The sequence below is a fragment of the Collinsella aerofaciens ATCC 25986 genome, from assembly GCF_010509075.1.
In the GTDB taxonomy this organism is placed as follows: Bacteria; Actinomycetota; Coriobacteriia; order Coriobacteriales; family Coriobacteriaceae; genus Collinsella; species Collinsella aerofaciens.
In genome coordinates, this window is record NZ_CP048433.1 from 368,912 (window position 1) to 392,694 (window position 23,783).

The window sequence follows — 23,783 nt, forward strand, 5'->3', positions numbered from 1 at the left end:
TTGGTAAAATACCGCCGCACTTGGGAACGGATGGGCTCCGGTGGGCTCCGCGGTCCTCAAAACCGTTGCGAGGCGTGCAAAACGTCTTGGATGTGTTCGATTCACATACGTTCCCGCCATACGCTACCAGCGCTTTTGTGCTCGCGGTCTTGCTGCGTGCCGCAAAGGCGCTGTTTTGTTTTTGCATGGGTTTGCCGTGCCGCCCGCTTTATCGGCGACGGTATTTGGCTTCGTGTGCTGGGTTTTGAGCATGCCGATGGGGGTGGTTTGCCGTATGACTACCGTAAGACGGTCCGATCTTTCTTGTGTCGTCCAGGCGGGCGGGTTGTCGTCGCGCATGGGCTGCGATAAGGCACGGATGTCGTTTTGCGGCGAGCCGCTCATCGAGCGCGTGCTGGGTCGGCTGGCTCCAGTTGCCGGCGAGTTAGTCGTGACGACTTCGCGTCCCAGCGAGCTTGCCTATCTTGAGGAGCACGCGTTTGGCGGCCTGGTGCCGCGAATAGTGCCGGACCTTGAGGGGTCGGCGGGTGCCATGCGCGGCATCGCGAGCTCGTTGGCTGCGGCCCGATTGCCGCTCGTGGCGATCGTCGCCTGCGATATGCCGTTTGTCTCGCCGGAACTCATCGGCGCGCTTGCCGATCGTTTTGAGGCCGAGGCGATCGACGTGTGCGTGCCACGCGAGGAGCAAGGGATTGAGCCGCTTTGCGCCGTCTGGCGCCGTGACGCTTGTGCGCCGGTTGCCCAAGAGCTGCTTGCCTGCGACCGCCAGCGCATTCGCTGCCTGATCAATCGCGTTCAGGCCGGTTATATGGATGAGCCGCAGATTGTTAAGGCCGCGGGCTCGACGCTCTGCTTCGAAAACGTCAATACGCCCGAGGAGTTTGCGGCGGCCGAGTTACTCGCCTAGACGATTGGAGTTGCCATGTCTCACGATATTTGTCCCGACACGGGAGAGCCTTGCACTTGCGATGGTTCCGAGCCCTGTACCTGCGGCTGCGGTGGCTGTGGACATACTGCGGAAGAGGAAGCGGCCGCCGCGGCGTATCGTGAGGCACACCGCGAAGGCCCATCCGGTGATGCCCTCGACCACGAGCGCAAGATTATCGTGTCGTTCGATAGCACCTTCGATGTGATGGAATGCGAACAGCTGTGTCTTGCCGCCGGTGTGCCCGGGCGCATCATGCCACTGCCCGGCTCCATTACCGCAGGCTGCGGGCTGTGCTGGGCCATGCCATTCTCGGGCGATGCGCTCGCCGCCTTCCGAGCCGCCACCGAGGGCCGCATAGCCCCTGCCGACTACCATCAGCTCGTCCTCTAGCCACCACACCACCACAAAGGTGCCTGTCCCCAATGTGGTGGTTTGGAACATGTGGACGAAACAGCTTCGAAACACGCGATTTGCGCGTTGGGCACTCAAAAACGCTTCTACCTGCATCGTAATCAAAACGAAACATCTGCTCGTCGGCTTATGCGAAACTTTGCTGCAACAGTGCGATATTATCCATACTCGATAAAGCTCGCGGCGCATGGGGCGCCTCGAACGACACTTTTCTTTTCCATCAATTGGAGGAAGCATGAGCTACACGCAGAAAGTTCTCGACGAGCTCAAGGCCCGCTATCCCGAGCAGCCTGAGTTCATCCAGGCCGCGACCGAGATTCTCGGCACCATCCAGCCGGCGCTCGACGCCCATCCCGAGTACGAGGAGGCCGCCCTGCTTGAGCGCCTCGTCGAGCCCGAGCGCATCGTCATGTTCCGTGTTCCCTGGGTCGACGACCAGGGCAAGGTTCAGGTCAACCGCGGCTACCGCGTCGAGTTCAACTCTGCCATTGGACCCTACAAGGGCGGCCTGCGCTTTAACCCGACGGTCACCCTGGGCATGCTCAAGTTCCTGGGCCTGGAGCAGATCCTCAAGAACAGCCTGACCACCCTTCCCATGGGCGGCGGCAAGGGCGGTTCCGACTTTGACCCCAAGGGCAAGTCCAACAACGAGATCATGCACTTCTGCCAGTCCTTCATGACCGAGCTCTATCGCCACATCGGCCCCAACACCGACGTTCCCGCCGGCGACCTGGGCGTTGGCGGCCGCGAGGTTGCCTACCTGTTCGGTCAGTACAAGCGCCTGACCAATGAGTGGACCGGCGTCCTTACCGGCAAGGGCCTCTCTTTTGGCGGCTCGCTCGCCCGTACCGAGGCCACCGGCTACGGCCTGGCCTACTTTGTGGACGAGTACCTCAAGAGCCGCGGCGACTCCTTCGAGGGCAAGAACGTCGTCGTTCACGGCTCCGGTAACGTCGCCATCTACGCGGTCCAGAAGGTCTCCCAGCTCGGCGGCAAGGTGCTGGCCTGCTCCGACACCCATGGCTGGGTCGAGGATCCCGACGGCATCGACTACACCGTGCTCGAGCATGTCTACAACAAGAAGCGCTCCGGCCACGACAAGGGCGTTACGCTCGCCATGTACGTCGACGAGAAGCCCAATGCCACGTGGCACGAGGGTGACGGCCGCGGCGTGTGGCAGCTGCCCTGCGACATCGCGCTGCCCTGCGCTCGCGAGAACACGCTGCTGCTCGAGGACGCCCAGGCGCTCGTCGCCAACGGCTGCAAGGTGGTCGGCGAGGGCGCGAACATGCCCACGACCATCGAGGCCACGACCTACTTCCAGGAGCACGGCGTCGCCTTTATGCCCGGTAAGGCTGCCAACGCCGGCGGCGTGCTCGTGTCCGGCTTGGAGATGAGCCAGAACGCCGAGCACCTGTCCTGGACCTTCGAGGAGGTCGACGGCAAGCTCGAGCAGCTCATGCGCGGCATGTTCCACAACGTGGACGACACTGCCAAGGAGTACGGCCAGGAGGGCAACTTTGTCATGGGCGCCAACATCGCCGGCTTCCTGAAGGTCGCCGACGCCATGCTCGCTCAGGGCGTCTGCTAATTCTTCGCTCGACATAGCATCGAGGAAGGCTTCCAGTCATCTTGGCTGGGAGCCTTTTCTATCCCGGAGGACTCCTCATAACTTGCGGTGATATACGGACTGTTTTGCGTTCCAGAACGACTAATCAGTCCGTATATCACCGCAAGTTATGGATGGGTGGGAGGATTTTGTCCTAAAACGGTGTGCGGCCCCTCGTTTGGTACACTTAAAAGTACTGGACAAGTGAAGAGATGGGGGAGAACGTGCTCAAGTTCGGTACCTACGTCCGTGTTGGAAACGCGGCCGAAGCCTATGAGCTCTTACAGAAGAACCGCAACAACAAGATTGTGGGCGGCGGCATCTGGATGCGCCTGGGTTCGCGTCGCGTGGCGACGGCGATTGACCTTTCGGCCTGCGGACTCGATCAGATCGAGGAGACCGAGACCGAGTTTCGCATCGGTGCCATGTGCACCCTGCGCCAGCTCGAGCGTCATGCTGGGCTCAACGCGCTTGTCAACAATGTCTTTGAGTTCGCCGTCCACGACATCGTGGGCGTGCAGCTGCGCAATACCGCCACGGTGGGCGGCAGCATCTACGGCCGCTTTGGTTTTTCGGACGTGCTCTCGGCCTTTTTGGCGCTCGATTCGTATGTTGAGCTGACGGGCGCCGGCCGCGTGCCGCTCGCCGAGTTCGTCGACATGGGTTACGTGCGCGACGTGATCGAGCACATCGTGGTCGTTAAGCACGACTATCGTGCAAGCTACGAGGCTGTGCGCAAGGCCGCGACCGACTTCCCCTCGCTCAACGTCACCGCCGCCTGGTGGGACAACAGCTGGCATGTCACCGTGGGCGCCCGCCCGCTGCGCGCGACCCTGCTGCAGGGTGAGGCATGCGGCCTTACCGCCGAGCAGCCTTCCGAGGACGAGCTACGCGCCCTGGCCGCGTCCGTACGCGCGCTGAGCTATGGCACCAACCTGTGGGGCTCGGCCGACTACCGCCGCCGCATCTCGGCCCCGCTCGCCATCCAGGCTGTGCGTCGCGCCGCCGGCATCGAGCTTTCGGCCGCGCTTGCCCGCGAGCTCGAGACCGTGCAAGTGCCTAAGTTCGCCACGGACGAGTATTCCTGCCGCCGCGTGCCCGGCGTCGATTCTAGTGAGGTGCGCTAATGGCTGCCAAACTCATCGATCTTTCCTTTACGCTCAACGGCCGCAAGGTCAAGGTCCAGATTGCCCCCGACACCATGCTCTTTGCGCTTTTGCGCGAGCAGGGTTGCGCGTCGGTGCGCTGTGCCTGCGAAACCACCAACTGCGGCCTGTGCACGGTGTGGCTCGACGGCGACCCGGTGCTGAGCTGCTCGGTTCCCGCCGCGCGCGTCGAGGGTCGCTCCATCACTACGCTCGAGGGCCTCAAGGCCGAGTCTGAGGCGCTCGCCCGTGCGATGGCTGCCGAAGGCGCCGAGCAGTGCGGTTTTTGCGCCCCCGGCCTTATCATGAACGTGCTGGCGCTCGCCCGCGCTGCCAAGGAGGACCCGAGCCTCGTCGCCACGCGCGAGGAGCTCTCGCGCCAGCTCGCCGGTAACCTCTGCCGTTGCAGCGGCTACGAGAGCCAGCTGCGCGCCATCGTTCGCTTCCTCAACGAGTCTGGCGTGCAGGTGGGCTTTGAGATGCCCGAGCTGCCGGTCAATAACACCAGCTGCGATGGCGTCTCGTATAAGCAGATCACTCACAAGCAGCCCAAGAAGGACTCGAAGGCCCTGCTCGAGGGGCGTCCCGTCTACACGGGCGATATGGTGCCCGCCGGTGCGCTCATCGTCAAACTCAAGCGCAGCCCCTATGCCCGCGCCAAGATCCGCTCCATCGATACGTCGCGCGCGCTGAAGGTGCCCGGCGTCGTGGGCGTCTACACCTACGAGGACGTGCCCAAGCGCCGCTTTACCATCGCCGGCCAGAGCTATCCGCAGCCGAGTCCCTACGACCGCCTGATTCTCGAGAACCTCGTCCGTTACCAAAACGAGGAGGTGGCGATCGTCGCCGCCGAGACTGAGGAGGCTGCCGACAAGGCGCTCAAACTCATTAAGGTCGACTATGAGGTGCTTGAGCCGCTGCTCGACTTTACCAAGGCACTCGATAACGACATCGTGGTTCACCCCGAGGGCGACGTGACCTTTATGTTCCCGCAGGGCGGCGACGTTCCGCGCAACCTGGTGTGCAGCGGCACGAGCGACTTTGGCGACCTTGACGAGGCCTTCGCCCAGAGCGACATCGTCTTTGAGCGCACCTACACCAGCCAGGCCACGCAGACCGCACCCATGGAAACCTTCTGCGCCTTCGCGACAACCGACGCGTTCGGGCGTATCTCGGTGACCACCTCTACGCAGGTGCCCTTCCACGTGCGCCGCATGGTCGCGCAGTCGCTCGATATCCCGCAGTCGCAGGTGCAGGTCATTAAGCCGCGTATCGGCGGCGGCTTTGGCTCCAAGCAGACGGGCTGCTGCGAGATCTTTGTTGCGTTTGTGACCCAGCAGACCGGCCGTCCGAGTTACTGCTGCTACACCCGTGAGGAGACCATCACCGCGGGCAACTCGCGCCACCAGATGCAGATGACCGTTAAGCTGGGCGCCATGAACGACGGCACCATCACGGCCATCGATTTGCACACGCTGTCCAACGCCGGCGCGTACGGCGAGCACGCCACCACGACGATCGGCCTTTCGGGTCACAAGAGCCTGCCCATCTACAACCACGTGAAGGCGAGCCGCTTTAGCTGGGACGCCGTCTACACCAATACCAACCGCGGCGGCGCGTATCGCGGCTACGGTGCCACCCAGGGCCAGTTTGCCGTGGAGAGTGCCGTCAACGAGCTCGCCGACATGTTGCACATGGACCCCGCCGACCTGCGCCTTAAGAACATCGTGCGCGAGGGCGAGATCATGCCGCAGTACTACAACGAGAAGCTCAACGCCTGCGCGCTCGACCGCTGCCTGCTGCGCGCGATGGACATGATCGGTTGGCGCGACAAGCCGCTAGCCGTCGACCTGGGCGACCGTGTGCGTGCTCTGGGCTGTGCGCTCACCATGCAGGGCTCGGGCATCTCCAACGTGGACATCGCCGGCATCGACATGCGCCTGGAAGAGGACGGCTTCATTACCATCGGCACCGGCGCCACCGATAACGGCATGGGCGTCGACACGATCCTGGCGCAGATTGCCGCCGAGGAGCTGGGCGTTGAGAGCTCGCTCATTGTGGTGCGCGGCGTGGACACCGACGTGTCGCCGTTCGATGCCGGCTCGTACGCGAGCTCGGGCACGTACGTGACGGGCCTGGCAGCCAAGAACGCCGCGGCCGAGCTGCGCGAGAAGATTTGTGCCAAGGCTGCCCAGATGTGGGACGTGGACGCCGCCGATGTGGTCTTTGATGGTCAGTACGTGCGCCTGTCCGACGAGCGTGCCGCGCGCGAGCAGAACCGCTACCTCACGCTGCGCGACTTTGCCAACCTGTGCGTCAAGAACATCACGGGCGGCGACGCGCTCACCTCGCATGCCTCTGCCTGCCTGCCCGTTTCGCCTCCGCCGTTTATGGCCGGCATTGCCGAGGTCGAGGTCGACAAGGCCACCGGCAAGGTGACCGTGGTGGATTACGTCGCTGCCGTTGACTGCGGCACCGTGATCAACGAGGCGCTCGCGCGCGTCCAGGCCGAGGGCGGCATTGCCCAGGGTATCGGCCACGCGCTCTACGAGATCGTCGAGCACGATGAGCGCGGCCGCCTGCGCACCGGTAACTTTATGAGCTATAAGTTGCCCACGCGCCTGGATATCGGCAGCATTCGCGTGGCCTTTGAGCCGAGTTACGAGCCGACGGGTCCGTTTGGCGCCAAGTCGATCGGCGAGGTCGTCATCAATACGCCGCTCGCCGCCGTTGCCTCGGCCGTGGCGCACGCCACCGGCCACCAGGTTCGATCGCTGCCGATCACGCCCGAGAAGGCCCTGCTGGGGGAGTAGTGGATCAGCGAGCAAGTCGTAATTGGCGGGGCGGGGTAATTCGCCCCGCCTTTTGTACTCGTGGTGAGGTCGTGAGCCTGTAAAAGGTGTGCGTGCGCTTGCCGCTCGTATCTGCTATCATTCCTAGTCTGTGCGCTCATGCGGGCGTGGCGGAATTGGTAGACGCGCCAGATTTAGGTTCTGGTGGGATTCCCGTGAAGGTTCGAGTCCTTTCGCCCGCACCAACGCACCCGCGTCGGCTTATGCCCTCGCGACGCTTGTTGCATAAAGGTACCAGCACCTCAGATAAGCTGGGCAGTATGAGGAGGAACGTGTTGAACATCACCGCTTCTGACGTCAAGGACGCCAAGCTCACCGCTACGGTCACCATCCCGGCCGCCGACGTCGACGCCGCGATCAAGAAGGCCTACAAGGACACCGCCAAGAAGTACCGCTTCCCGGGCTTCCGCGCCGGTAAGGCCCCCCGTCCGGTCATCGACTCCGCTCTTGGCGCCGAGGCTACCCTCGCTCAGGCCACCAACGACCTGATCGCCGCCAACGAGCCCGCCGTCCTCAACGAGCTGGACATCGTCCCCACCAAGAACGGTGACTACAAGGAGCTCGACCTCGCCAAGGATCACGAGGACTACACCTACACCGTCGAGTTCTCCCTGCGTCCTGCTGCCGAGCTCTCTTCCTTCGACGCTGTCGAGATCGAGATGCCCCCTGCGGAGGTCACCGAGTCCGAGATCAACAACCAGGTCGAGATGCTCCTCAACTACCGTGCCACCTTCGAGGACGTCGAGGGTCGTGCCGTCGAGGCCGAGGACTACGTCACCGTCGACCTCAAGGCCGTCGAGAACGCCGACAACTTTGCCGCCGAGGGCCGCATGCTCATCGCCGGTAGCGACAGCAACCCCGCCGAGTTCAACGAGGCCCTGATCGGCGCCAACGTTGACGACGTCAAGACCGTCACCTGGACCGACGAGGCCGAGGAGGGCGAGGAGGCCGAGACCCACACCGTCGAGGTCACCGTCAAGGGCATCAAGGTCCGCAACACCCCCGAGCTCACCGACGAGCTCGTCAAGTCCGACTTTGGCTTTGACAGCATCGACGCTATGCGCGACGCCATCAAGATCGAGATCGAGCAGGACAAGGCTTCTCGCCTGCCGGCCGAGAAGGAGAGCCGTTGCGTCTCCGCTCTCGCCGAGCGTCTGCAGCTCGACGAGATGGACGCCGACTACGAGCAGTCCGTCTTTGAGGAGCTCGGCCAGAACTTCCTGTCCAACCTCGCTGCCCGTGGCATGACGCTGGACACCTGGCTGCCCGCTTCCGGTCTGACCATGGAGCAGTTCATCGGCGACCTGCACAAGCAGGCCAACGACGTTGCCCGTGAGTCCCTGGCTCTGGACGCCCTCGCCCGCGAGCTCAAGATCGAGGTCACCGAGGATGACATCAACGCCGAGTTCGAGAAGGCCGGCGTCAAGGACGTCGAGGCTTCCAAGGCCGAGTTCATCGCCGATGGCCGCATGCCTGCCGTCCGCGAGTCCATCCGTCGCTCCAAGGCCGTCGACCACCTGGTCGAGAACGCCAAGGTGACCGAGGTCGACGAGACCGCCAAGGACGCCGAGTAATTCTCGCCACCTTGCCCGCGAGCGCATGCGTGCGCCCGTGATGGGGTAAAGTTATACACCGGTTATCCGGTTGCTTCGTACGGTGCCAGCCAATGCATAGCATGCGGGCACCGTACGTTTATCTAGAACCACTATTGGTCCGTAAGAGAAATGGAGATGCGTATGATCGCTAAGTTCGATTCCGCCCTCGTGCCATACGTTATCGAGCAGACGCCGCGCGGCGAGCGCAGCTACGATATCTATTCGCGCCTGCTCAACGACCGCATCATCTTCTTGGGCGAGGAGATCAACTCCGTCAGCGCCAACCTGGTCGTTGCCCAGCTGCTGCATCTTGAAAGCCAGGATGCCGAGAAGGATATCTCGCTCTACATCAATTCGCCCGGCGGCGAGGTCTACTCCGGCTTGGCGATTCTGGACACCATGAACTTCATTAAGCCGCAGGTCTCCACCATCTGCGTCGGTATGGCCGCGTCCATGGCCGCCGTGCTGCTTTCGGCCGGCGCCAAGGGCAAGCGCTTCTGCCTGCCGCACTCCAAGGTCATGATTCACCAGCCCAGCGGCGGTGCGCAGGGCCAGCAGACCGAGATCGAGATCGTGGCCGAGGAGATCAAGAAGACCCGCCGTGAGCTCAACCAGATCCTGTCCGACGCCTCGGGCCAGCCCATCGAGAAGGTTCAGGCCGATACCGAGCGTGACAACTACCTCACGGCTGTCGAGGCCCTCGACTACGGCCTAATCGACCGTATTGTCACCTCGCGCGACCTCGCCGCGAAGGACGCCTAGGATGGCCGGTAACATGCAGGACGGCTTCGACGAGAACGGCAACCCCATCCGCTGCTCCTTCTGCGGAAAAGAGCAGGGCCAGGTCCGTCGTCTCGTAAAGGGCCCGACCAACATCTTTATCTGTGACGAGTGCGTCGCCGCCTGCTCCGAGATCCTTGAGGAGTCGCTGGCTTCGGACTTTATGGACGCCGCCCGCAACGGCAAGCTGCCGGGCTTCCTCAACGATCACGGCCAGGCTGCCGGGCAGCCTGCCGTGGATCCCGAGGCCGAGGGCTTTGAGCTCGAGGACGATGCCCGCCAGGTCATTACGCATGTGCCGACGCCGCACGAGATCTATGACGAGCTTTCGGCCTATGTTATGGGCCAGGAGGACGCCAAGCGCGCCATGTCGGTGGCCGTGTACAACCACTATCGTCGCGTGATCGAGGGCGGCGCCGCGGTGTCTGCCTTTGACGACGACATGGGCTCGCAGTTCGACGACGATATGGACAAGGTAGAGCTCGCCAAGTCCAACATCTTGCTGCTCGGTCCCACCGGTACCGGTAAGACCCTGCTGGCCCAGACGCTCGCGCGCATCCTCGAGGTGCCGTTTGCCATCGCCGACGCCACTGCGCTTACCGAGGCCGGCTACGTTGGCGAGGACGTGGAGAACATCCTGCTCAAGCTCATCAATGCTGCCGATGGCGATATTGAGCGCGCTCAGGTGGGCATTATCTACGTGGACGAGATCGACAAGATCGCCCGCAAGGCCGAGAACCTCTCCATTACCCGCGATGTCTCGGGTGAGGGCGTTCAGCAGGCGCTGCTTAAGATTCTTGAGGGCACGGTGGCCAGCGTTCCGCCCACTGGCGGCCGCAAGCATCCCCAGCAGGAGCTGCTGCAGATCGACACGACCAACATTCTGTTTATCTGCGGCGGTGCCTTTGTGGGTCTGGACAAGATCATCGCCGATCGCGTGGGCAACAAGGGCGTGGGATTTAACTCCGAGATCGCCGGCCCCACCTCGGTCGACGAGAACGACCTGCTGCGCCAGGTGCTCCCGCAGGACCTCAACGCCTTTGGCATGATTCCCGAGTTCGTTGGCCGCACGCCTGTCGTAACCCAGACGCAGGCGCTCGACGAGGACGACCTGGTGTCGATTCTGACCGAGCCCAAGAACGCCGTGGTGCGCCAGTACCGTAAGATGTTCCAGCTTGAGGACGTTGAGCTTGAGTTTGAGGACGCGGCCCTGCACGAGATCGCCCGCATGGCGCTCGCCCGCAAGACCGGCGCCCGCGGCCTGCGCTCCATCTGCGAGGACGTGCTGCAGCAGACGATGTTCGACCTGCCCAGCGAGGAGGGTGTTTCCAAGGTCATCGTGACCGAAGCCTCCGTAAAGGGCGAAGAGCAGCCCCAGCGCATCTACGGCTAAAACCTGTCAAAACGTTTTTGTCGATAGCCTCCGATCACATGCGGTCGGAGGCTATTTTATATATACGCAATAACCCCAACTACCTGTGTTATTCTGTGTGTTTGTTTAAGCCTCAGCGAAGTCATATCAGACTGAAGTAATCGATACCTAAGGGGAGGAATGTAGGCCCGATTTTCGTAGATTCCGCACGAGCCGAAGACCACTTAATGTGGTCTTCGAGCGAGTCAGGACTTGACCGAGCGAAAATCGGGCCTACATTCCTCCCCGGCGGGACAGGGAGAGATATATGGAAGAGATGCCCAAGAACTACGATCCGTCGACCAACGAGCCGGCGATCCTGCAGAAGTGGCTCGACGGCGGCTACTACAAGCGCCGTGAGGGCGTGGGCGACTGCACCGTCACCATTCCGCCTCCCAATGTGACCGGCAAGCTCCACATGGGCCACGCCACCGATGACTCCATCCAGGACGCCATCATCCGCATGGCCCGCATGCGCGGCAAGTCCACGCGCTGGGTGCTCGGCACCGACCACGCCGGTATCGCCACGCAGACCAAGGTCGACAAGAAGCTCAAGAGCGAGGGCATCAGCCGCCTGGAGATTGGCCGCGACAAGTTTGTCGACGCCTGCTGGGATTGGACCCACGAGTACGGCGGCATCATCGTCGAGCAGATCAAGCGCATGGGCTGCTCCGTCGACTTCGACAACGAGCGCTTTACCATGGACGAGGATTACGCCCAGGCCGTGCGCAAGGTCTTCTGCGACTGGTACCACGACGGCTTGATCTATCGCGGCAAGCGCATCGTCAACTGGTGCCCCAACTGCACCACCGCCATCTCGGACGACGAGGCCGAGTACAAGGACGAGAAGGGCCACCTGTGGCACCTGCGCTACCCGCTGACCGAGCCGGTCAACGGCCAGGACTACATCGTCGTCGCCACCACGCGTCCCGAGACCATGCTCGGCGACACGGGCGTCGCCGTTTCCCCGAAGGACCCCGAGAAGGCCGCCTTTGTGGGTAAGACCGTCAAGCTCCCCATCGTCGACCGCGAGATTCCCATCTTTGAGGATTGGCATGTCGACGCTAACTTTGGTTCCGGCTTCGTCAAGGTCACCCCGGCCCACGACCCCAACGACTACGCCATGGGTCAGGCCCACGACCTGCCGCAGATCAATATCTTCGACGAGCACGCGGTGGTCGTCGAGGGCTATGGCGAGTTCACCGGTATGACTCGTGAGGAGTGCCGCGAGGCCGTCATCAAGTGGTTCGAGGAGCACGACCTGCTCGATCACGTCGAGGACCTCGATCACTCCGTCATGCACTGCTACCGTTGCGACGCCGCACTGGAGCCGTGGCTGTCCGAGCAGTGGTTCGTCGCCGTCGATAAGCTCAAAGGGCCGGCGCTCGACGCCGTCAACTCTGGCAAGGTCACCTTCCACCCCGCGCGTTGGACGCAGACCTACACCACCTGGATGGAGAACCTTAAGGACTGGTGCATCAGCCGCCAGCTGTGGTGGGGCCACCGCATCCCCGTGTTCTACTGCGAGGACTGCGGCTGGGAGGACGCTCTTACCGAGGACACCGATGTGTGCCCCAAGTGCGGCGGCCATCATGTGCATCAGGACGAGAACGTGCTGGACACCTGGTTCAGCTCGCAGCTGTGGACCTTCGCCACGCAGGGCTGGCCGCAAAAGCCGGAGCTGCTCGAGGGACATCACCCCACGACGGCGCTCGTCACCGCCCGCGACATCATCGCGCTGTGGGTCGCCCGCATGGTCATGAGCTCGCTGTACTTCCTGGACGAGGTGCCGTTTAAGGACGTCGTCATCTACCCGACGATTCTTGCCAAGGACGGAAGCCGTATGTCCAAGTCCAAGGGCAACGGCGTTGACCCCATGGACCTCATTGGCATGTACGGCGCCGACGCCATGCGCTACAACCTGCTCACGCTGTGCACCAACAATCAGGACGTCAAGTTCGACGCGAACATCGACAAGAAGACTAAGAAGCTTATCGACAGTCCGCGTACCGAGCAGGCCAAGTCGTTTGTGACCAAGATCTGGAACGCGAGCCGCTTCCTGCTCATGAACATGGAGGGCTACACGCCCGGCGAGCCCGTCGTGGAGACGCCGGCAGACGCTTGGATGTTCAGCCGCCTGGCCAAGGCCGTGAAGATGGTCACCGAGGGTATCGAGAACTACACCTTTGGCGACATGGCCCGCGGCGTGCAGCAGTTCTTCTGGAACGAGGTCTGCGACTGGTACGTCGAGGTCACCAAGGCCCGCTTGAAGGGCGAGGGCCGTCTGCAGGCGCAGCGCAACCTGATTTTTGTGCTCGACACCTCCATTCGCCTGATGCACCCGCTCATGCCGTTTGTCACCGAGGAGATCTGGGACAACATGCCGGCGAGCGTGCTCGACCTGGATGCCGAGGGCAACGTGGACCGCGCCGAGGCGCTCATGATCGCCAAGTGGCCCGAGCCCGCCGACTACGCTAAGTATGTTGACGAGGACGCCGAGCGCGCGTTTGAGCTGTGCCGCGCCGTCGTTTCCGCCGCCCGCGCCACGCGTTCGCGTTACCGCTTGAGCCCCAAGGCCGAGCTCGACGTGGTCGTGCGCGCCGGTGCCGAGGACATCGAGAAGCTCGAGAGCCTGCGCTCGACGATTGAGCCGCTGGCGAACACTGCTTCTCTGGTCATGGGCACCGACGTTGAGAAGCCGGCTGCGAGCATCGCCGTGGTCGACAGCGGCGTCGAGGTCTTTGTGGTGCTCGAGGGCAAGGTTGACCTTTCGGCCGAGAAGGCGCGCCTGGAGAAGGAGATCGCCGCGGCCCAGAAGGAGCTCGCCGGCTGCGAGAAGACACTCGCCAACGAGGGCTTTGTGGCTAAGGCCGCGCCCGCGGTGGTCCAGAAGAAGAGGGACCGTGCAGCTGAGCTCAAGGAGATCTTGGCGGCGCTGACTGCTCAGGTTGCAGACTTCTCGTAGTTCTTACTGAGGGGCGCGTCCCGACGCTTTGCTCGCTACTGCGGACAGTCCTGCGCAAGACGGACAGCACATTAAGTGCTGTCCTTTGCGTGCGGAACTTGTATCGAGCAAAGCGTCGGGCCGCTCCTAGTTCGTTTACGTGGTTGTTTGCATCTGGCGTGTTAGGGCCACTTGGTTGTGGCCTTGATCTTGCTGCAAGCGGTGTTTGGCTGATTTTGTCAACGCGAGGGGCTCATTATTTTTGATGGGCCTCTTTTTCTGTTATGGGGGACTTTGGGTTATGGCTAAGCGTTCGGGGTCGTATGTCGTTCCTTTCTCGTTTGAGTTGCTTTCGTTTGGTGAGTCTGTTGGGCTTGCTGCTGATACGGGGCGGATTTCTGGGGATGCTGGGCCTCTGCTTGAGACGGTTGTCGATATGCTCGATGAGTTGGGGCGCCCGGACGAGTACTTTGATTGCATTCAGGTCGCCGGTACCAATGGCAAGACTTCGACCACACGTTTTTCGGCTGCTGTCCTTTGCGGCGAGGGGCTCAAGACCGCGCTGTATACGTCGCCGCAACTGGTGCGCTATCCCGAGCGCATGGAGGTTGACGGGCGTGTTGTGAGCGACGAGGCCTTTGCCCGTGGTGTTTCTGCCGCTGTTGAGGCGGGACATCGAGTGAATGCGCGTCGTATTGCGGCGGGGGAGCGCGCGTACACCATTACGCCGTTTGACCTGTTGACGGCTGCTGCACTTGTGGTGTTTGCCGAGGCTCGCGTGGATGTTGCCGTGCTTGAGGTTGGCATGGGCGGACGCTGGGATGCTACGAGTGCGACCGATCCCGTCGCCGTTGCCATTACCGGCATTGGGCTCGACCACACACGTATTTTGGGCGATACGCTCGAGGCCATTGCGGGGGAGAAGGCCGCGGTCATCAAGCCCGGACGCTTGGTTGTGCTGGGCGAGGGCACGCATGAGCCGAGCGTTCAGCGCGTGATGGATGCCCGTTGTCGAGAGTGCGGCATTGTGCCGCTCGTGGTGAGTCATGCCACGACTAAGGTGCCGGTGCATGTGGGCGACACGGTTGAGTTTAGCTGCACCACGCCACGTGCGATCTATACGTCGAGCATGGTCAAGCCGGCCTATCAGCCGCAGAATGCTGCGTGCGCGATTATGCTCTGCGAGGGGTATCTGGGTCGCGAACTCGATCATGACAAGCTCGATGCGTCGCTTATGGGCTGCCCCACGCCGGGCCGATTTGATGTGCTGGGGACCGATCCGCTTAAGCTGATCGACGCCTGCCATAACCCCCAGAGCTGCGAGAACTTTGTGAGCGCGCTGGACGAGATCGATCCGTGTGTTGAAAATCGCCCCACGCTGCTGTGCGCCGCGCTGGCAGACAAGGACGTGGCGGGTATCGTTGACGTGCTGATCCCGGCTTTCCCGCGCGTGGTCGTGACGCAGACCGATTCCGATCGCGCCCTGCCGGCAGAGGAGCTCGCCGCCCTCGTTGATGCCGATAAGCTCGCGGGCGTATACCCCAGCGTTTCCGAGGCCCTCGCAGCTTTCGAGGCTGCGGGCGAGCCCTTCGTAGCAGCCGGCACCATCACCCTAGCCGGCGAAGTAGCCGGCCTGCTCCGCTAACCCATCCCCTCAGCAGTTGCGGTGAAATACGGACTGTTTTACAAGCCAGAAGCCTCAAACAGTCCGTATATCACCGCAACTCAAAAGCAGTCTATTTGGGACGGGGCTTTTTTAGCTGCCCTGTGCTCCGAGTTGACTCGCTTGCCACGAAGTGGGCCTATCTACTACGTTTGACCGGTTACCCCCGACCATACGGAACATCGCGAAATTAAAACCGCAGGTAGACGGCTTGCGTTTTTTGCGAAAACTCGGTTATGGTCGACCCATGCGGGTTAAACGTAGTAGATAGCCCGTTTTCGTGGCGCGACGTAATAGCAATGTGACAAAGGGACCGCCCCGTTGTCACATAGATACGTCACCTGATTTCTCCCGTTTACGAAGCCATTTATGCCGCTTAACCTGTAGCATATTGCAAACCTCCATCGGCGAAGGATACGCTCAACTTAACTTGCCAATCGGACCAGTGCTGTTTGGTCCGTTGAGCGTGTCGGGAGGAAACATGAACAGAAGGCATGTCAACGTGGCCATTACCGCGGGTTTGGCTCTGACGATGACGGTCGGCTCGGTGCCGCCGCAGGCGTTCGCCGAGATGATGCAGGGTGATACTACCCAAGTCGTTGCCGAGCAAAGCGATGCGACGGGTGCGGCTGCCACGTCTGCGGACACCGGTCAGGCAACCTCGCAAGACCAGAGTGAAGACAAGATCGCCTCTTTTGCCAGCCTGAACGAGCTACATGTTGCCGAGGGATCCGACGCCACGCTGACCCAAACTGTAACGGCAACCTACGAGAGCGGTACCACCAAGCAGGAAAACGTCATCTGGAAGCTGAACGGCGCCGATGCTCCGGCAACCTTGGCGCAGCTGCCTGCCGGCTCGTATGAGTTTGAGGGTACCGTCGACGGCACCACGCAGACGGTCAAGCAGCGCGTGGTTGTCGAAGCTGTTACGGCGGACCCGGCAGTGGTAGATCCGGCGGCAGTAAACGCCCCTGATGTCACAGAGACGAGCAACGAAAGTGGCATTACGGTCGAGTCGATCGACGCCAACCCGATTCTGGAAAAATATGTCGGTGCCGATTACTACGGCCAGATCCAATCTTCGAGCGTTAAGGTAAAGCTGTCGGATGGCACCGAGACCTCGGCGTATGTTGATTGGGACGAAAAGTCGCAGACGGCATTTGATACGGCGACGGAGGAATCCGAAGTCCCCATTACCGGACAGATTACCGGCGTTAGCGTGAACAACAACTGGATCACGCTCGCGGAGCCGTACGAAGTGAGCGGTGTACTTAAGGTGTACGTTCCCCGTTCAACCAGTAATGGCTCATGGGTATGGACTGCAGCTAGTATTGCTCCCGCGCTTCCGTCCAGCATTTCGGTCAATTATTCAAATGGTCAATCTTATACATGCCCTGTTGAGTGGAATGAGATCTCGGCTGATCAGTACCAAAAGGAAGGAACCTTTGTTGTCGAGGGACATTTGAAGAGCTATCCCTCTATGCTCGCACAGTGCACGGTCGCAGTCCGCTCTGTTAAGAGCGTCCAGACCGAGTTGACGTGTACGACCCTAACTGGTGAGGTCCCGTCTCTGCCGTATTCTGCTTCGGTTGTCTTTGATAGCGGGGCCACCGAGCAGATCCCGGTGTCTTGGGATTCTTTCGACGCGTCGCTTTACTCTAAGGTGGGCTCGTTTACGGTTAAAGGTAAACTAAACGGTTTTGATTACCGTGAGGTTACCTGCACCGTTACCGTCAAAGATCCTAAGGACGTACTCGATCTTAATTCTCTGAGGTTCGAGCGCGTGGTCGGCGACATTTCTCCTCTTAGCACGTATGTCTATTTCCCGTTTACGCAGTCAAATAACACTACATACACCCAAGGTTATCAGGTTAACTGGGACAACGCCGACGTGTCTCAATTCCAAAAGGCAGGCACCTATACGGTCACGGGCACGCTTGTGACATATAACGAATCTTCAGCCGCTAATGGCCTAAAGGTAACTGCTCAGGTCGAGGTCAAAGAAGTTGCCTCTATCGACGCTCTTGCTCCCGTTAACACGCCCGTCGGCGTACGTCCTACAACGGGCGGCGGTCTTCCCTACAGCGTTGAGGTTGCATTCACCGACGGTACAAAGAAGCAGTGCAACATTGCGTGGGACCCTATTTTGGACACGCAGGTGGCAAGTGAGGGATCGTTTAAGCTTTCCGGTTCGCTGTCGTATTGGACCAATACCTCATCTTCATCGTCTACTCAGGTGGAGCTGGGTGACAGCAACCGAGTCACGGCGACCATCTCCGTCCGCGCCCTGCAGATGCCTTCCTCGACATCGACAAGCACGCTTATCGGTTGCCAGCCTAATATGCCGGGTTCAATCGAGGCCACGATGTGGAATGGCTCGCGAGGCAATTTCCCCGTTCAGTGGTCGACGATTAGTCAGGACGCCCTAAAGAACCTTGGCCAGATTACGGTTAGCGGATATTTTACCGGCTCTAACATTCCGGCTACGGCGACGGTCAACGTCTGCGATCTCGAGGACAGCAACATCGGCAAGATTGCTTATGTTCCCGGCGCCGGACTTCTGGCTCCGCGCTACACATCCACGCTGTATTTGTCGGATGGCAGCTCGTTCTATCCCCAGTATTCGTCGGGGCAGCCTTATAGCTGGGATGAGTTTCCTCAAGAACTGCTGGACGGCAAGCCTGGCGAGTACGAAATTACCGGTACTATCACTGGCTCGCTGGCGAAGGTCAACGCGATCGCGGTGTGCAGTGAGGTCAAGGGCGTCAATAACTATAGCGAGAATGGCGTGACGCTTGGGCAGTCGTACGAGGACTGGCGCGTTATTTACCCCGGTGAGGAAGTCAATCTGGACTACTTCTACGTGTCCGGCGTATTGCAGGATGGAACGACTTTTGACAGTCTCGGCGTCAACTGGGATACCTACGATAGGTGCCCCCAGAAGGACTGCACGATTACCGGAACGGTCGCCGGAACGAATATCCCCGTGAAAGTGCACGTCATCGTGACTAAAAACTGGGAGGCTCAGCCACAAACCATTACAGTGCTCAAGGGCAGCGACGGCACCGCCATGCTTCCCGGCTATGTCGAACTTATCAGCCCCGATGCGGCAGAACATCCGGACTATTCGCACAAATACGCCGAGACCAAGTGGAACACGAAGGGCTTCGATTGGACCCAGGGCGGCGTGGTACGCGGCACTGCAACAATTAGCTTTAATGCAGGGTACGGCATGCAGACTGTCGACGTTCCGATTACTGCCACCGTTAAGATCGCGAGTAAGGCAACCTCGGTTCAGGGCGGAACCATATGGACCGTCCCCGGCACCAAGCCGATGCTGCCGGAATACCTTGAGGTTCGATACGACAACGATGTGTCTTCTGAGCCCCAGCGCGAAAAGGTCACATGGGACCGTGTCGCCGAAGACGCTTATGCCAAGGACGGTTCGTTTAAGGTGAAGGGCAAGCTCCAAGGTGGTGCCGAGGCGACAATCACTGTTGACGTCTGTTCCGTCATCTCCGTTGCCGTTCCTGAGCGCATTAATACGGCCAGCGGTGTTTTCCCCGAGCTGCCGTGGAATGTCTCGGTTGCCACGAGTGACGGCAAAACTCATAATGCCCAGGTTCAATGGGATTACGTTCGTCCCTCGGTTTATACCGGAGAGCCGGGTCAGGTCACGACAGTGTCTGGCACGCTGTTTGCAAGCGGCCTCGACGGATACAGTGACGGCACTAACACCGGTCTCACTGTTCAGACCAAGATCGTTATCCAAGGCGTTGAGAAGGCAATCGATAACGGCGAGACCGCAGTGACCACCAAGGCGGGCACTGCGCCTGCTATGCCGTCCAAGATTGCGGTCGAGATGAGCGACGGCTCCGTTTCGACGGCGGCTATTGATTGGGATCCGATCGCGCCCGAGAAGTACGAGCGGCCTGGCACGTTCTATGTGACGGGCCATGTGGTCGGCTTTGATGCCGCTGCTGTTATGGCGCTGCTTGACGATGACGGCCAAAAGGTCGGCGTGGATGAGAACGGCAACGTGACCGCCAAGGTGACGGTTGCCGACAAGAAGGCGAAGAAGGTTGCGTTGCAGCCCGAGGCAGTCGTGGTCAACACCACGGTCGGATCGATGCTGGAGCTGCCAGATGCCGTGTCCGTATATTTCTCGGATGGCTCAGCGCGGGATACTCGGGGCAGTTTGGGCGGCATCGAGATCGAAAAGTGGACCGACACCGACGGCATCGACCTCTCCAAGCCGCTCGCCAAGAAAGGTACGTATAAACTCGTCGGCAAGCTCAAGGATGTCGACAATGTCAACGCTATCGTGTACGTCAACGTCTCCGAGGCGCCGCGAACCATCACCAAGCTCGAGGCCAAGTCGTTTAGCGTTGCCAGTGGTACGTCCAAACAGGAACTGTACGCCCAGATGCCCAAGCAGGTTGTTGCGACCTATTCCGATGGCTCGACCGATCTGCTTGACATTGACGTTTGGGATCTTTCTAACGTCACGGACAAGCTGCTCAACGAAACCGGCACCGTGGAGATCACGGGCACGGTTAAGCTCAACGGCGCTAAGGTGACCTGCAATGTGACCGTGGTGGATCAGGAGGCCCAGACGCCCGACTACGTTGAGCCGATCGATGTTATTGAGATTGCGGACAATGCCAAGGTCAGCGACCTTATGGATAAGCTGCCGTCCAAGGTGACGGTTGTCATGAAGGACGGCAAGACCAAGAAAGAGACGCCCGTTAAGTGGTCTCAGGTCGACAGCCTGGGCCGTGCCGGCACCGAGTTTGAGGTCACGGGTCTAACGGACAACGGCATGACCGTAAAGGCTCAGGTCAAGGTGACGGCGCATATCGTGGATTTTGATACCGTTGACGAGATTGAGGTCGAGCGCGATACCAAGGCGGCTGATGCGTTGGCCAAGCTGCCCGCCACGGTCACGGCGTTCTACTCTGACGATACCGATTCCGAAGCCAAGGTAGCGTGGGATACCAAGGGTCTCTCCGACAAGGACTTTGCCAAGGAAGGTGAAGTTACGGTTAAGGGCACGGTTGCCGGCACGGATCAGAAGGCGGAGTGCACCATCAAGGTCGTCAAACCGCTTCGTGAGATTCCTGATCACCTGGCTGGTACGGTTGACGCTGTGACGCTCGACGACGGGGCGAAGCCCGAGGCTGTTGTGGCCGCCCTGCCCAAGACCGTGAAGGTCGCCATGAAAGACGGATCCGAGGTCGATTCGAAGATCGATTGGACTGCTCCCAAGGACGCCGTCACCATTAAGAATGACGGTACAAGCTTTGTCGTTACGGGCAAAACCTCAGTTGGCGGCTTTGAGGTAAAGGCTACGGTCAACCTGGTGCCGGTCGTTGAGAGCGTCGCTGACATCAAGCTTTCGGTTGCTCGCAACACTGCCGCCGACGACATTGCCTTGCCCACCCAGGTGACGCTTAACATGTCTGATGGCTCGACGAAGGCCGCTGCCGTCACGTGGGATAAGACCCCGCTCACGGCAGATGCCTTGGGCAAGCTGGGTGACATCGCACTTGAAGGCGCGGTCGAGGGCTCTTCGGTCAAGGCCAAGTGCACGGTGATGGTTGTTAAGAGCGATGCCGAGATTCCGGCGTCCGTTGAGCCTGTCGAGGGCGTTAGCGTTCCCGAGGGCGCATCGGCCGATGCCGTGCGAGATGCGCTCAAGGGCGTGAAGGCGACCGTTCGCATGAAGGACGGCAAGACGACGGCGGAGTCCGAGATCACTTGGACTGAGGTTCCTGCCGCGGCCGACACGTACGGCAACAGCGTCGTCGCCAAGGGCGTGACGGTGAACGGCAACCTGTCTGTCGAAGTTGTCGTCACCTCCACGACGACGATCAATAAGGTAGCCGAGGTACCGCAGATTACGGTCGAGCGCGATGCCAAGGCCGACACCGTGACGGGACAGCTGCCCAAGAAGGTTGCCGTGACGTACTCCGATGGCCACACGGATGAGGCGGCGGTCACATGGAATACGGATGGCCTGGACAAGCAGCTTGCCGCTGTCGGCGAACACACGATCGAGGGGTCAGTTGAGGGCACGACGCTCAAGGCGGCCTGTAAGCTGGTCGTCGAGACGCCGGCAAGCGAGATTCCCGTGAGGCCTGCGACGTTCGCTCCCGTTGAGGTGTTTGAGGCAAGCTCTGCCGACGATGTGCTCAAGGCGCTGCCCAAGAAGGTCTCCGTGATGATGAAGGACGGCAGCCAGGAGGACTACGACGTCGATTGGGAGAATGTTCCCGCACTGGATTGGGGTGCCGATGATGTGACCGTGGGCGGTAAGGTTCGCGGTACGGAGCTTACGGTCAGCTGTATGGTACGCGTTAAGCCGCGCCCGGCAGCCAGCGGGCTTGTTATCGTTGACCAAAACGGCAAGGCTACGACTGCCGAGACCATGCTCAAGGTAGAGCGCGGCAAGGAGATTGACCTTGCTGCCGCGGCGCGCAATGCTGCCGATGGCGCGCTGCTGCGTGGAACCGTGACGTGGACCTCGTCCGACCCGACGATCGCTACGGTCGAGAACGGTAAGGTCAAGGCCCTCAAGAACGGAACCGTCGTCATTACCGCGACGATGCCCGTTGACGGCGATGCCGCGGCGATTGCGACGCTTGCCGAGGATGGCGCTACGGAGACGCCAGCGCCTCAACAGCTCACCGCTTCGGTTACCGTCGAGGTTGTTGAGCCTGCTGTCGTGCAGAAGCCGACGGGCGGCAAGGATAACGGTGCCAAGCCCGATGCTAAGGATCCTTCGGGCAAGAAGAATGGCAAGAAGGCCGCTAAGGGAAGCCTGGCCGAGACGGGCGACAATACTGCTGTGACCGTCGCGGCGCTTGGCGGAACCGGCCTGCTGGCTCTTATCGCCGCAGCGATCGAAAAGCTGCGTCATCGCGCGGAGTAAGGCTACGAGCTTAGAGCGTTAGGGCTCTAGGACATAGGAAGGCCTCCCGGTACTCGCGAACCACGAGAGCCGGGAGGCCTTTCTTTTGCTGCTCTGGTCCCCTTGGCAGTTGCGGTGAAATAGGGACTGTTTTATGGGCTAGAAGCCTTAAACAGTCCGTATCTCACCGCAACTTAGTTTGGGGGCTTGGGGACGAGGCTAGTGGTGACGCATAATTTCTTTCGCAAATTGACAACCGCATAGCGGAACACGGCCCGCGCCCCGTCATATGATTTCTAGCGACTAAACAACAAATCACCGACGAAGGGGGCACGGGCCGTGTCTGCGAACATCGTATCAGTCGACGAGGAGTCGCTGCGCAACGACATAAAGAATCTGGTGAGGAAGACCGTCGAGGAGACGCTCAACGCACTGCTCGACGAGGAGGCGTCCGAGCTCGTCGGGGCCGAGCGCTACGAGAGGACGGCGGGCCGGGAGGCCTACCGCAGCGGCCACTACACGAGGAGGCTCGTCACGGGCGCCGGGGAAGTCGAGCTCAGCGTGCCGAAGCTCCGCGGGGCGACCTTCCAGACGGCCGTCATCGAGCGCTACCGCAGGCGCGAGACCTCGGTCGAGGAGGCCATCGTCGAGATGTACCTGGCGGGCGTCTCCACCAGGAGGATCGAGGACGTCTCCGAGCTCCTGTGGGGAGCGCCGGTGTCCTCCGGCACCGTCTCCAACCTCAACGAGAGGGCCTTCGCGTCCATCGAGACATGGCGGCAGAGGCCGCTCGAGGGCGGCTACCCCTACGTCTTCGTCGACGGTATCTACCTCAAGCGCAGCTGGGGAGGGTCCTACGAGAACGTGGCCGTGCTGGTCGCCATCGGCGTCAACTCCGCCGGCGACCGGGAGGTCATCGGCTGCTCCGAGGGGTACACCGAGTCCGCGGAGTCCTGGCGCGAATTCTTCTCCTGGCTCAAGGGACGCGGGCTCTCCGGCGTACGGCTCGTCACCGGCGACAAGTGCGCGGGGATGCTCGGTGCGCTCGAGGAGGTGTTCCCCGGGGCCCGCTACCAGCGCTGCACGGTGCATTTCTACCGCAACGTGCTGGGAAGGGTTCCCGTGACCAGGCGGAAGGCCGCGGCGCGCATGCTGAAGGCGATCCACGCGCAGGAATCGCGCGAGGCATGCGCCAGAAAAGCCGAGGAGGTGGCGGAGGAGCTGGAATCGATGAGGCTCGGGGCGGCCGCGAGGACGGTGCGCGACGGGTTCGCCGAGACGCTTGCCTACACGGAATTCCCACCGGAGCACTGGCGCCGGATCAGGACGAACAACGGGATCGAGCGCATCAACCGCGAGATCAGGAGGAGGACGAGGGTCGTCGGGACCTTCCCAGACGGCAATTCGGCTCTGATGTTGGTGACGGCGAGGCTGAAGTACATAGTGGAGCACGAGTGGGGCAAGAGGAGGTACTTGGACATGTCGAAGCTGGAGGAGATGGACGAGCTGAGGGGAAAGGCGGAGGGCTAGAA

General features: G+C 61.1%; 12 protein-coding genes and 2 tRNA genes. All 14 read left to right on the forward strand.

The genetic code is table 11. The annotated features are described in order from the left end of the window. Positions 1 to 22 precede the first annotated feature (22 nt). Positions 23 to 119: transfer RNA gene (locus GXM19_RS01775), tRNA-Sec, on the forward strand. A gap of 155 nt (positions 120 to 274) precedes the next feature. After that, the gene (gene mobA, locus GXM19_RS01780; RefSeq protein WP_162010693.1) at positions 275 to 907 is read left to right on the forward strand and encodes a molybdenum cofactor guanylyltransferase; all 633 of its coding nucleotides are present in this window, start codon (positions 275 to 277) and stop codon (positions 905 to 907) included. A 15-nt stretch (positions 908 to 922) separates the two neighbouring features. Next, positions 923 to 1,318: a putative Se/S carrier protein gene (locus GXM19_RS01785; RefSeq protein WP_040358236.1), complete on the forward strand. Its 396-nt coding sequence runs from the start codon at positions 923 to 925 to the stop codon at positions 1,316 to 1,318. A gap of 256 nt (positions 1,319 to 1,574) precedes the next feature. After that, positions 1,575 to 2,930: an NADP-specific glutamate dehydrogenase gene (gene gdhA, locus GXM19_RS01790; RefSeq protein ID WP_006234098.1), complete on the forward strand. Its 1,356-nt coding sequence runs from the start codon at positions 1,575 to 1,577 to the stop codon at positions 2,928 to 2,930. Positions 2,931 to 3,172: 242 nt separating this feature from the next. Beyond that, positions 3,173 to 4,075 (forward strand): FAD binding domain-containing protein, encoded by a 903-nt coding sequence (locus GXM19_RS01795; RefSeq protein WP_203572370.1) that lies wholly within the window; start codon positions 3,173 to 3,175, stop codon positions 4,073 to 4,075. Then, entirely contained in the window at positions 4,075 to 6,906 is a 2,832-nt protein-coding gene (locus tag GXM19_RS01800; RefSeq protein ID WP_006234096.1) for a molybdopterin-dependent oxidoreductase, read from the forward strand. Before GXM19_RS01795 ends, GXM19_RS01800 begins: the two co-directional genes overlap by 1 nt. 140 nt (positions 6,907 to 7,046) lie before the next feature. Then, positions 7,047 to 7,130: transfer RNA gene (locus tag GXM19_RS01805), tRNA-Leu, on the forward strand. Positions 7,131 to 7,217: 87 nt separating this feature from the next. Continuing rightward, positions 7,218 to 8,519, forward strand: coding sequence for a trigger factor (gene tig, locus GXM19_RS01810; RefSeq protein WP_162010692.1), 1,302 nt, complete (start codon positions 7,218 to 7,220; stop codon positions 8,517 to 8,519). Between the two features lie 162 nt (positions 8,520 to 8,681). After that, positions 8,682 to 9,302, forward strand: coding sequence for an ATP-dependent Clp protease proteolytic subunit (locus GXM19_RS01815; RefSeq protein ID WP_040358228.1), 621 nt, complete (start codon positions 8,682 to 8,684; stop codon positions 9,300 to 9,302). Between the two features lies 1 nt (position 9,303). After that, entirely contained in the window at positions 9,304 to 10,713 is a 1,410-nt protein-coding gene (clpX, locus tag GXM19_RS01820) for an ATP-dependent Clp protease ATP-binding subunit ClpX (protein WP_006234093.1), read from the forward strand. 286 nt (positions 10,714 to 10,999) lie between these two features. Then, entirely contained in the window at positions 11,000 to 13,696 is a 2,697-nt protein-coding gene (locus GXM19_RS01825) for a valine--tRNA ligase (protein WP_006234092.1), read from the forward strand. A 280-nt stretch (positions 13,697 to 13,976) separates the two neighbouring features. Beyond that, entirely contained in the window at positions 13,977 to 15,320 is a 1,344-nt protein-coding gene (locus tag GXM19_RS01830) for a bifunctional folylpolyglutamate synthase/dihydrofolate synthase (RefSeq protein WP_040358225.1), read from the forward strand. A 499-nt stretch (positions 15,321 to 15,819) separates the two neighbouring features. Beyond that, on the forward strand, positions 15,820 to 22,272 hold the full coding sequence (locus GXM19_RS01835) for an Ig-like domain-containing protein (protein ID WP_006234090.1): 6,453 nt from the start codon (positions 15,820 to 15,822) through the stop codon (positions 22,270 to 22,272). Positions 22,273 to 22,590: 318 nt separating this feature from the next. Beyond that, positions 22,591 to 23,781, forward strand: a complete 1,191-nt coding sequence (locus GXM19_RS01840; protein ID WP_040358202.1) for an IS256 family transposase — start codon at positions 22,591 to 22,593, stop codon at positions 23,779 to 23,781. Positions 23,782 to 23,783: the final 2 nt, after the last annotated feature.